The organism is Bacteroidia bacterium, from assembly GCA_039924845.1.
Lineage (GTDB): Bacteria > Bacteroidota > Bacteroidia > DATLTG01 > DATLTG01 > DATLTG01.
The window spans coordinates 34,306-46,361 of the sequence record JBDTAC010000041.1 but is presented as its reverse complement, the minus strand read 5'-3'; the positions used below and the strand labels follow the sequence as shown (position 1 = coordinate 46,361).

Annotated in this window: 10 protein-coding genes; 6 read left to right on the top strand and 4 right to left on the bottom strand. The window is 36.5% G+C overall.

Features of this window, described 5'->3' with window-relative positions; genetic code table 11:
* From ABIZ51_04425 to ABIZ51_04415, 3 genes are all read right to left on the bottom strand, one after another.
* Positions 1-897 (bottom strand): ABC transporter substrate-binding protein, encoded by an 897-nt coding sequence (locus ABIZ51_04425; GenBank protein ID MEO7088021.1) that lies wholly within the window; start codon positions 895-897, stop codon positions 1-3.
* 71 nt (positions 898-968) lie between these two features.
* Positions 969-3,350: a TonB-dependent receptor gene (locus ABIZ51_04420; protein ID MEO7088020.1), complete on the bottom strand. Its 2,382-nt coding sequence runs from the start codon at positions 3,348-3,350 to the stop codon at positions 969-971.
* Between the two features lie 147 nt (positions 3,351-3,497).
* Positions 3,498-3,959, bottom strand: a complete 462-nt coding sequence (locus tag ABIZ51_04415; protein ID MEO7088019.1) for a hypothetical protein — start codon at positions 3,957-3,959, stop codon at positions 3,498-3,500.
* 238 nt (positions 3,960-4,197) lie between these two features.
* Between ABIZ51_04415 and ABIZ51_04410 the strand changes: the two genes are divergently transcribed.
* From ABIZ51_04410 to ABIZ51_04390, 5 genes are all read left to right on the top strand, one after another.
* Positions 4,198-4,626 carry a single-stranded DNA-binding protein gene (locus ABIZ51_04410; GenBank protein ID MEO7088018.1) on the top strand — a complete coding sequence of 143 codons (429 nt, stop codon included), beginning with the start codon at positions 4,198-4,200 and terminating at the stop codon, positions 4,624-4,626.
* A 170-nt stretch (positions 4,627-4,796) separates the two neighbouring features.
* Positions 4,797-6,068 (top strand): gliding motility-associated protein GldE, encoded by a 1,272-nt coding sequence (gene gldE / locus ABIZ51_04405; protein MEO7088017.1) that lies wholly within the window; start codon positions 4,797-4,799, stop codon positions 6,066-6,068.
* Entirely contained in the window at positions 6,052-6,684 is a 633-nt protein-coding gene (gldD, locus tag ABIZ51_04400; protein ID MEO7088016.1) for a gliding motility lipoprotein GldD, read from the top strand. The genes gldE and gldD overlap by 17 nt, the downstream gene beginning before the upstream one ends.
* Before the next feature lie 119 nt (positions 6,685-6,803).
* Positions 6,804-7,313: an RDD family protein gene (locus tag ABIZ51_04395; protein MEO7088015.1), complete on the top strand. Its 510-nt coding sequence runs from the start codon at positions 6,804-6,806 to the stop codon at positions 7,311-7,313.
* Between the two features lie 100 nt (positions 7,314-7,413).
* Complete coding sequence (locus tag ABIZ51_04390) at positions 7,414-9,666, top strand: peptide-N-glycosidase F-related protein (protein MEO7088014.1); 2,253 nt, start codon at positions 7,414-7,416, stop codon at positions 9,664-9,666.
* 133 nt (positions 9,667-9,799) lie between these two features.
* Here the strand turns inward: ABIZ51_04390 and ABIZ51_04385 are convergent, their stop codons facing one another.
* Positions 9,800-10,216, bottom strand: a complete 417-nt coding sequence (locus tag ABIZ51_04385) for a hypothetical protein (GenBank protein ID MEO7088013.1) — start codon at positions 10,214-10,216, stop codon at positions 9,800-9,802.
* Between the two features lie 531 nt (positions 10,217-10,747).
* On the opposite strand from ABIZ51_04385, the gene ABIZ51_04380 reads away from it, so the two are divergent.
* Entirely contained in the window at positions 10,748-11,929 is a 1,182-nt protein-coding gene (locus tag ABIZ51_04380; GenBank protein ID MEO7088012.1) for a gliding motility-associated C-terminal domain-containing protein, read from the top strand.
* The last annotated feature ends 127 nt before the right edge of the window (positions 11,930-12,056 follow it).

The following is a 12,056-nucleotide window of genomic DNA, read 5'->3' as shown; positions in this document are numbered from 1 at the left end:
TTAGCGATGAATAATGTCCATTAATTTTAAAATATTTTCTCCCGTTCGCGGACCGAGATATAACAAATCGTGTTCTGAGATGCGATATACTTTTTTATTTTCTCCCGCGGGAGTGAGCGACAACCCTGGCATTACGTCCAAAAATTTACCAACGCCTCCAGCTTTATCAAAACCATAATCAGTAGCTAAAATAACATCTGGTTGATCTTTCACAATTGTTTCGGCACTCAAATTTCTCCATTTGGTAGTATCAGCAGCATTTACGCCACCTGCCATTTCAATCAAATCAGTTGGAGTTCCGTTGTTTCCCATCACAAAATAACGATTGCTTTTTCGTCCGTAATGAATAATCAATACTCTTGGTTTGGGTTTTCCTTCATATTGTTTTTGTTTTTCGGCAACTATTTTCATGTCTGCATCTAATTTATTGCAAATCGAATCTGCTTTAGCTGTCGCGTTAAAATCTTTACCTAAAAGATGGATTAACATTTTTAAGCTATCAATAGAACCTGCGGCAGGATATTGTTTGATATGAATGCCAATTTTTTGAAGCTGAGGAAGCAACGTAATTGGTCCTACTTCAGCATCAGTACCTTTATTAAAAATAACGATGGTTGGTCGCAAAGCAGCAATACCTTCTGCGCTTAGCATCATGTGATAACCAACAGTAGGAATTTTTTTTGCAGCTTCCGGAAATGTACTTGATAAATCAACACCAACAATTTTATTGCCTTGTCCGAGATCAAATAATAATTCGGTAAGTTGTTTAGAAACACAAACAATTCGTGTGCTATCTTTGTCTTGATTGGCGGATGGTTTATTTGAAAATTGTCCACAAGAAGCGAAAAATAAAGGAAGTGAAAAAATTCCTAAGAGTAGTTTATTTTTTAAAAACATTTTTTTATGTATAATAAAATTTTTTTCGGGAGAAGAATAAATCTCCTCCCGAAAAAATAATTTTTTGATGATTAAAATTTATAACTGATAGTTAATCCTCCGTAAAAAGTAGCTGCATAAGGAGCCGGTAAAATGTAACCATCACCACCTCCATTTTTAATATTAGGGTCATTCCCTTGCGCCAACTCTTGGATATTTTGTCCAACAAAAATAAGACTGTAATAAGTACTGCCTAACAAATTATTAGCACCTGCATAAACATCCACTACAAAATGGTTAAATGTATGTTTGTAGCCAATTTTTGCTCCCAGCAATGAATATGCATTCATATAATGACCATTGTCAAATGTAATAGGAACTTTATCTACATATTGATAAGTAGTATTTGCATAAAATCCAATTTTTGTCTGCAAATCAATACCGAAATTGAACACATTAGGAGCTACTTCTGCAACTTTTTTATTGGAATAATCATTCGTCACAGTGTCTGTATTTCCTTTTGCTCCAAATGTTTTAAAATTAACATACGTATAATTAGAATACGTGTAAGACACCCAAGGACGGAGCAATGTAATGGCGTTATTTTTATTATTTAAAAGATTATATGCCATATACAATTCTGCTCCCAAGTTACGTTCTTCGCCAGCATTGGTATAAAAGGATATCGAATTAGCTGTTTCTTGAACAAGCCTGTTCGTTATATCCATATCGTACAAAGCTAATTGGTACGTAAATTTTTGAGTTGATCCCAAAGAACCTTTAGTGCCAATTTCGTATTGTATCGCATTTTCTGGCTTCAGCGCGGAGTCCACTTTTCCAACTGAATTGGTCATTTGGCTTAGTAAGGCTGGAGCATATCCTTCACTCACATTGGCGTAAACAGCAATGTTTGAGGTCAAAGCTTTTGTTAGAGATATACTTGGCAGGAACACAGGACTAAATGACTTAATAAAGATTGGATCATCTAAATATATCTTGCCACTATTAAGTAAATTTTGTGTGCCGAATTCATTAAAATTAAGAGACCCACCAATTGCCAACGTAAAATTAGAAGGTAAACCAACTATCCAATTAGTAAATAAATTATAACTCAACGCATAGTTTTTTACATCGGATGGAAAATCAGGTCCTGAAGTTGAAGTGAATGGCGAAGGAACAAAAGGGAGAATAAAATTTCCTTGATCTGTTTGATTTGATTTTTGGAAAGAAACACCCGTAATGCCATTTACGCTTATTTTATCACTTTTGGTATCGTAAACCAAAGCTGTTCGTCCGCCGAAATTCAAATTGTTATTCAAGCTAAAACCATGAGCAAAATATTGGTTCAGTTCATTTCCTGTAGCAAATAAGGTGGTTTCTGTACTAAATTTTTTTGACAATTTATATTTATCTGTTATTCCTGTACGATAACTCTCTATATCAACATGTGATTGATTAAACATATAATTGGTATCACTTACAGCTTGTCTATTATAAAACGTTGCACTGTCAATTTCTCCAGTTAATTGTTCGTAAGAATGGCTGTAAGAAAAATAAGTGGAAATAGTGTTTTTACTACTTGTTTTAAAATCTCCCGCGAAACTTGCATAATTTTTTTTAGAATGGTCGTTCGGACGAAATCCATCGTACGTTTGTTGTCCATAATTTACCCATATAGAAGAAGAACCATCGGAAGTCATTAGGCTCGTATTTGTACGAAATAAACCATAGCTGCCTGCGATTGCTTGCTCCTGAACGCTTGTTTGATCGGGGGTTGGAGTGGGTGTATACAAGCTTACTGCACCTGCAATGTAACTACCATACAAAGGAGAAGGACCTTTTACTACTTCTACCTTACCAAGATTAGACATGTCAATATCATCCATTACCGTAGTTCCTGTTGCATCTGTTACAGGAATATTGTCGATATATAATTGATAACCCAATCCATTAAAATTCTCTCCATTAGTTCTACCATTGTCAGCACTGGGATAATAACCACGAATAATAATGTGCTGTCCGCCCCAAGGAGAGCGAGAGCTCATCATTACTCCAGGCACCGTATTCAGCGCATCTTCTAATTTTAAACCCGAACTTCTATTTAATTCATCGTGGCTTAATGTGGTAACCGAACCTCCTTTTTTTAAGGCTAATATTTGAACTTCACTGAGTGCGGTATTAGAAACTTTAAGTAAAACGGATAGCTGTTGTGATTTATCCTTTGCAAGCAATTCCTGCGACTGGTAGCCAATTAAAGAAACCATAATACTGTCAAAATCAGTTGGAGCTGAAAGCGTAAACATTCCTTTACTATCCGTACTAACAGCCGTGGATGTATGAGGAATAGAAACTACCGCTCCAGGTATTGGTTCATTGTCTGATCCGTTTACCACACCTTTAACGCTGTATTGCGCATAGGTAATTTGGGTGGATAATATAAAGGCAGCAAGTGCCATAAAGATTGTTTTTTTCATGTCTATTTTTATATGATTTATAATTAAAATACGCACTCTACCAAAAACGCTTTCTGCTTTTGCGTAAAATAAAAAAAAGATAAAACTGTTCAGCCTAAACTAAACAATAGGCTGAACAGTTTATCACTAAACTACTAAACTATTTTTTTATGCTATTTTAGGCGGTGGAGAGAGAACATCCTTACTTGCATTGCTATAATGCGAAAAAAGAAGTGGGAAAAAAATATTTTTTGAAGATTGATGAATAAGAATTGTATTTATTGACGGAAAATAATCTTTACTAAATGCTTTTACCAATTTCTTAGAATTATCATTCGTGTTTTTTGAATCAGGTAAAACGTTCATACTTACCTGAACATTCAATGCTTTATTCAACGTATCTTCACGATTATCCTGAATACAATAAAAATACACAAAGCCATCCGATTTTTTTTGGCGCACCACATCGTACATATTTCCGTGGTAACGAATTTCATTTTTATCTGTTAATTGAAAATCAGAAGTATTGTTTTCGATTTCTTTTTCAGAAATTTTCACAACGTTTAATTGCTTATCAGAAAATTTATTTTCCACTTCGCGCTCCATTTTTTCTTTGTTGTCGAATTGCATAAAATCCAACGTAAGATACACCCCGAAGAGGTTAAATAAAAAAAGTGCGAGCAGCGATATGGAAAAAAATCGTTTCAAAAAAATATTTTTTCGAATAGTTTGAGAGGCAAAGAAACATTTTTTTTTCTTCAAAAACAATTTTCTGCCAATAACTCCCGTTGATAGTATGATAGAAAACGAAACATTTTTACTTTTTTAGTACTTTTGTTTCATAATTATTAACTTAAAACGTGTAAACATGGCCGGAGTAAACAAAGTGATTTTAGTAGGTAATTTGGGCAAAGATCCCGAAGTGCGTTACCTCGAAGGAGGAACTGCTGTTGCTAAATTTTCCTTAGCAACCAGCGAAAGCTACAAAGACAAAACAGGTAAAAAAGTAGATCAAACCGAATGGCATAATATTGTTTTATGGCGCGGTTTGGCGGAAATTGCCGAGAAATATTTAAAGAAAGGAATGCAAGTGTACATCGAAGGTAAAATACGCTCGCGTTCGTGGGAAGACAAAGAAGGCGTGAAAAAATACACGACCGAAATTGTTGGAGAAAGTTTAAATATTTTGGGTAAAAAAGAGGATCGTGACGGAAATTCGGTACACGCAGAATCGCAGCATGAAGACAATCATGCGCCCTCACCTGCCAACGAATCGACGGATGATTTACCGTTCTAAAACGATGTCGAAAAATTAATTTTTCAAACGCCCTTTCTGGTTACCTTGTAAATAAAGGAATTAGAAAGGGCGTTTTTATTTTTATCTTTGGCAAAAAAAAAACATTGCAGCATTTATTTATACCAATATATTCTTTTTTAATTTTCAATATTTCCCTCAGTCCATTGACATTGGCTGCGCTTAGCGCGATTATCGGAATTGTGGTTTTATTGTTGTTAACTGCCACCGTTTCTGCAGCAGAGGGCGCGTTTTTTGCACTTTCTCCAGCAGACATTGAATCCTTAACATCTTCTAATGAAAAAAAAGATACACGCATCGTAGAACTTATTTCAAAACCTCGCTATTTACTTGCCACGCTACTTATTTCTATCAATTTCACCAACATTGCTATCGTCATTCTTTCCACGTATCTCACAGAAAATATATTTCCGAAATTTCAAAATCCGATACTTGAATTTATCGTAGAAATTGCCGCCATCACTTTATTAATTTTACTTGTTGGCGAAATGATTCCGAAAATTTATGCCACTCAAAATGCACTAAAAACATCGCGACGACTCATTTATCCAATTGTGTTTTTACGAAAAACAACGCAACCTTTAGCTTCATTTTTAATTGCTTCTACTTCTTTGATTGATAAAAAAATAAAACGTAAAAGCAGAAATATTTCGATGGACGAATTGTCGCACGCGCTTGAATTAACTTCCGAAAAAAGCATGCCCGCAGAAGATCATAAAATCTTGAAAGGAATTGTGCGTTTCGGAAATACCGATGTAAAACAAATTATGAAGCCGCGTATGGATGTGATTGCGTTTGAACAAAAAATGGCTTACGCAGAATTGCTCGAAAAAATTACCAATGCCGGATTTTCGCGCGTGCCTGTTTACAAAGAAAATTTAGATACTATTTCCGGAATTTTACACATCAAAGATTTACTTCCGTTTTTAAATGAAAAAAATAATTTCAACTGGCAACAATTGATTCGACCTGCTTTTTTTGTTCCAGAAAATAAAAAAATAGACGATTTATTGCGCGAATTCCAATATAAAAAAACACACCTCGCCGTTGTAGTGGATGAGTACGGCGGCGTTTCCGGCATTGTAACCTTGGAAGATGTAATTGAAGAAATTGTAGGCGAAATAAACGATGAATTTGACGACGACGATACTGTTTATTCTAAATTGGATGCGAAAAATTTTGTGTTCGAAGGAAAAATTTTACTGAATGATTTTTGTCGAATTACGAATTTAAGCACGGATATTTTTCAAGATAATAAAGGAGAATCCGAAACATTGGCAGGATTTCTCATCGAATTGGAAGGAAGAATTCCGAGAAAAAATGAAAAAATATTTTTTGATAATATTCTTTTCAACATCGAATCGTCCGATAATCGAAAAATAAAACGCGTAAAAATAACTTTAAACGATGTTATATCCGACTGAAAAAAAAGCGTTTCAAAAAAATAATTTTTCGAACGCAAAAAAATATTTTTTCGCGAGTGCATTTTTAATAATCCTAGCTTCCTGTGGAAACAGTGATGATTCCTTGCCATTACCAAAACCAAAAGGTTATTTTCGAATTGCACTTCCACAAAAAAATTATGTTATCTACAATGCCGTTTGTCCGTTTTCATTTGATTATCCGACGTATGCAAAAGTAGTTCCCGATACCAGACCAGACGCGCAACCGTGTTGGTTAAATGTGGAATTCCCTCAATTTCACGGATCCATCCATTTAACGTACAAACACGTAGACGGAAATTTGAAAGACTATTTGGAACAATCGCGCACCTTGGCAATTAAACACGAAATAAAAGCTTCTGCGATTACCGAACAAGTGATTGTAAATGATTCCAACAAAGTGTACGGTTTGGTGTATGATATTGAAGGTAATGCGGCTTCGCCGATGCAATTTTATTTAACGGATAGTGTGTCTAATTTTATTCGTGGATCACTTTATTTTGAAGCTGTGCCGAACAGCGATTCGATTGCGCCAGTAGTTGGTTTTATAAAACAAGACATTCAAAAAATGATTGACAGTTTTCGTTGGAGAAAATAATTTTTCAAGCGATTAAATCCGATTCAAAAAAATATTTTTGGGATTCACCTTTTGCATCCTATTAACTTGCTGCTTCAGATTATTGTTCTACATTTACTTTCACAAATAAAAAACGCCTCATGACAGAACAAACTACACCTCCTACTCCACCTGCTTATGCAGGATTTTGGCTTCGCTTCGTAGCATTTATTTTAGATGCGCTTATTTTGGGCGCTGCCAAATGGATTATTTTAGCACCTCTACTTGCATTATTTGGAATTAGCACTATTGCTGCGGGTTTGGAACATCCTTCCGCAAGTCCTGAATCCATGCTTTCTTTCAGTAAATTACTTGCGTTAATTACCGTTGCTGCTATCTATTCAGCAATTATTTTATGCGTTTTGTATTGGCTGTATTATGCGTTGATGGAATCTTCATCCAAACAAGCAACCGTGGGAAAAATGGCACTGGGCTTGAAAGTAACAGGTTTAAACGGAGAAAGAATTTCTTTCGGAAAAGCATCTGGAAGATTTTTTGCCAAATACATTTCTGGCTTAATCTTATTTATCGGATACATGATGGCAGGATTTACAGAAAAAAAACAAGCCCTTCACGATATAGTAAGCGATTGCTTAGTGGTAAAAAAATAACCACTTATTCTTACAATCCCACCAACTGTTCCTTTTTACAATAAAAAGTGGATTTGTTGTTTACATTTGTTGTAGATAATTAATTTAGAACCCAAATACTATGATAAAAAGAACTACGCCAAAAAACAAATGCATTAAAACGCTGATGGCGTTTGCATGTTTTATAGTACTTGGATTTTCCGCTTATGCCGGACCTAACGATACGCTTAATGTAATCAGTCATAACAAAGTGCACATGAACTATTACGGTTCATTTGATGGCTGGGGCGTTTTCCCGAGTGATACCGTATCCTTCCGTAAAGTGTTATTGAATTTAACGATTGGATGTCCTTCCAGCGGTTGCAGCCAGTGGGATTATACCGTAAAAATAATGGTGCGCCATAATACAGGCATTGTAGATTCTACCTATAAAACAGCGCCTTCTTTTACAGTAAATGGATCTATAAAAGATTCCGTTAAAATTAAAAAGGACACTACTTACACTACTTTTTACGACACGATTACGCACACAACGGATTCTACTAAAAATGGTGCTTATACTATAGTTCAATATTTGAATTCTTCACAACCCACTACTCCAACAGATACAGTTCATTGGTGGAATTCCGGATACTACAATTATTACTATAACAACACGGGCGCAAAAACAGATTCTATTTTTGTGAACGACAGTATAATGTACCAAACCTATTATCATTATTATGCAAAATACGATTCCATTCAGGAATATGAAATTGCACGTACCATTACGCCTTATGGCGGATATTACAATACCTCTTGGTCGCATTTGTACCAAATAGACGTTTCTGATTTCGTTTCGCTTTTACATGATTCAACCCAAATACGTGTGTATTATCAAGGTTATTCAGATGGTTTTGCCGTTACTTGTAATTTCGAAATGATCAAAGGTATTCCTCCACACAAAGCTTACAAAACACAAAATTTATGGAGTGGATGGTTTCCTTACGGAGATCCTGTTCATCCCATCGGCACGTATTTACTGCCTCAAACAGTAAAAATTGACAGCGCCGAATCTGCTGTAGGCATACGCGTTCTTCAAACAGGTCATGGCTCGGATAATGTAGACCCTTGCTCTGAATTTTGTTCTCAAAACAGTTATTTTAAGATAAACGGAACCACTGATTTTACCAAAACTATTTGGCGAAACACTTGCGGATTAAATCCACTTTTGCACCAAGCTGGAACATGGATTTACGATCGTGCCAATTGGTGTCCTGGAGCAGATGTATATCCTTTTTCGTTTGATTTAAGTTCTTTTGTAGCACCTAAAACAACTTATACTTTGGGTATGGATATGGATCCTTATACACGTGATGCAGGTAACGGAAATTGCGGTTACAACATTGGTTCTTCTGTTATCTTTTACGGTCCTGCTAATTTTACAGTGGATGCAGAAGTTTATGACATCAAAGCACCTACTACCTTTCCGGCATACAGTCGCTTTAACCCTATTTGCGGTATTCCGGAAGTAGTGTTGCGAAATGCTGGATCCACTCCGCTTACCAGCGTAGATATTAACTACGGTGTTATCGGCGGATCAACACAAACGTATCATTGGACTGGAACTTTAAATTTTACAGATACCTTAACAGTTGCACTTCCTTCTATGAATTGGAGCAGCAGCGCACCTAAACATATTTTTCAAGCAAGCGTTAGCAATCCAAACGGACAAGCAGATCAATATGCAGCGAACGATATGATGCAAGCTCCATTTATCAATCCTCCACAATATCCTAATATATTTATTGTTGTTTTTGAAACGAATAGCGCAGCAGCAGAAGATTCCTATGTTATTCGTGATGGAAATGGAACTGTTGTTCATTCCAAAAGTGGTTTTGCAAACAATACACTTTATAGAGATACTCTTAATTTAGGCGACGGTTGTTATCAATTTGAATTGGACGATGCCGGAGAAGATGGTATTAGCTTTTTTGCAAACAGTGATGGAAATGGCTTTATACGTTTCCAAAAAGTTACTACTCCATCCACTGTGTTCAATACCTTACAGCCAGATTTCGGGACTTCTATTATCCAAAGCTTTACCGTAGGTGGTTATTTAAGTGTGGATAACATTACAGCCAATAAAATGGATTATTTCGTGTATCCAAATCCAAGCGATGGCATGTTTTATATTGATGGTTTGTTGGCTTCTACGAAAGTGAAAGAAGTAAATATCTATTCCATACTCGGACAAATTATATACACCACAAAAATTCCTGCGGGAGTAGATAAATTTGCTATCAATACAGCTTCATTTGCTGCCGGAATGTATTGGGTAAGCATTAGCAACAGCGATGGAAAAGTACTGAAGAAGTTAAGTGTAGTTAAATAAGTTTGTTTATTTAAAACTTCTGAAGAAGATATATTCTCAAAGAAATATTTTATAAAATAGACTAAAAAACTATTTCATACTAACAAAAAACCACACCAATATTTGGTGTGGTTTTCTGAAAATTAAATGGAATTTATTCTTTCACAATCTTAATGCTTCTGCCTTTTGGCGAAAAGGAATTGGTTACTACCTTAAAGCCGTACTCACTCAGCTGTTCCTCTTTACCGCGATAATGAGCGAGCAAAACATCCCGCATTTTAGAAACTAAATACGTAAGGGTGTTCGGATTACTGGCTGTTTGCCCCTTCTCGATACCCAAAGCGATGCGCGCTGCTTGCATATCCTTTTCGCTTTCTTCGCGTAAGTGTATGCTGCGGGTGCGATTGGTTTCGGCTTCGGTGGCAAGCAATTCCAATTCTGCCAAATCGGATTGGGCAATCGGACTTACTTCCTCATTTGTTGCGCTCTTTTCCATGATGCGTTGAGCAAGACGCAATAACTCTTCCGGCTGTCTGTGCGGGAGGGTTACACTTACGGTTCTTTTCGACATCTTCTTTTGTTTTTAGGGTTAAACGTGTTTAACAACGTCAAGTATTAACTCATTATTGTTTAGCATGTGTTAAAATTTACTAAAAAAGAACTAATAAATAAATGGTATCAGTTCATTCTTGCTATGTATCAACTCATACCAACAAATAATGAACTGCGAGTGCCCTACTCACAGCTTATACTTTCTTAGTCGCAACTCATACTGCCTTAGTCGGAGTTCTGAGTGTCTCACTCACAGCTCATACTGAGATACTCTCAGTTCATACTACCTTAGTCAGAGTTCTGAGTGTCATACTCACAGCTTAGACTGAGACACTCACAGTTCATACTGCCTCACTCACAGTTCATACTGAGACACTCACAGCTGCGACTAAGATACTCACAGCTCATTAATAAATGCTATTATCCTCTCAGGACGCTTGTTTAACAAGGCAATTCCGTTTTAAAAGTACTCACTTCTCCTCCGCAGAAAATTCTGTTGAAGTTTATTTAAGACCATAGGAAAAACTGTATCTTTGATTTGAACTAACAGATGAAAAAAACATTCTTTCTATTCCTTTTTTCGCTTTGCCTCTTGGCTTTTACAACAAAAGCTCAAGTGCAAAACCTCGTACCCAATCCGAGTTTTGAATACCATACCTGTTGCCCAAACATTGGGCAAATAAGCTGTCAAAGCCCATGGTTTTGTTCTATTCTTTTCGGTGATGAATATGATAAATATTATCATACTTGTGCACCCCAGGGAGGAGGAGGAGGAGTACCGCTTAGTATTGCTGGCTTTCAATATCCAAGAACAGGAGATGCATATACATTGATTAGGTGCTATGCATGGTCGGTAGCCCCTCCAAATGCGAGAGAATACATGGAAACACCCTTGGTAAAACCGCTGCAAAAAGGGAAGAGATACTGCGTACGCTTTTTTGTGAATTTAGCCAATGATGCTTACGCCATCAGTGATATGGGAGCTTATTTTTCGGATACAGCTATTACCAATGACAATAATTACCCATTTTCCTTCCAGCCGCAAGTGAATAATCCGGTAACTAATTATTTAAACGATACGCTCAAATGGATGCCCGTATCGGGCAGTTTTACCGCAAAAGGAGGAGAAAAATACATCACACTCGGCACCTTTGTGTATAACAATGCCCAGTTGCACTTTGAAGATATTAGAGATACCTTAAATGGTGGCGGCGCAATTTACTACATCGATGATGTTTCGGTAATAGAGCTGCCCGATAGTGCAGCAGGCTTGGGTGGCAGTATTTGCAAAGGAGATAGCGTACAATTGGGCAAAGCCGTCTTGCAAGGTTTTACCTATAATTGGTACCCCACAACAGGTTTAAGTAATAATACCAGCGCACAGCCTTGGGCAAAACCTGCACAAACTACAACGTATTACTTAAGTGTGCAAGATAGCGCTGGTTGCAGCAGCACCGATACGGTAACTGTTACCGTTTGTCCGCCGCCTACCTTGCAAATACCCAATGTAATTACACCCAACAACGATGGCAAAAACGATTATTTTGTGATAGAGAACTTACCCGATAACAGCGAGCTTACTATTTATAACCGTTGGGGTAATAACGTTTACCAAAGTCTCAATTATCAAAACAATTGGAAAGCGGATGAAGTAAATGCAGGAACGTATTATTACCTATTAACTTTACCAAATAAGGAAGTGAAGAAAGGGTTCCTTGAAGTGATTAAATAAATGCAGAATGCAGAATTAAGAATGCAGAATTGAAAGTTGATTTGAAGATTTGAAAATGTGCAGATGTACCGATTAAAAAACAATAAAGAAAAAGCCCGTCATTCCGAACTTGATTCGGCATTGGATT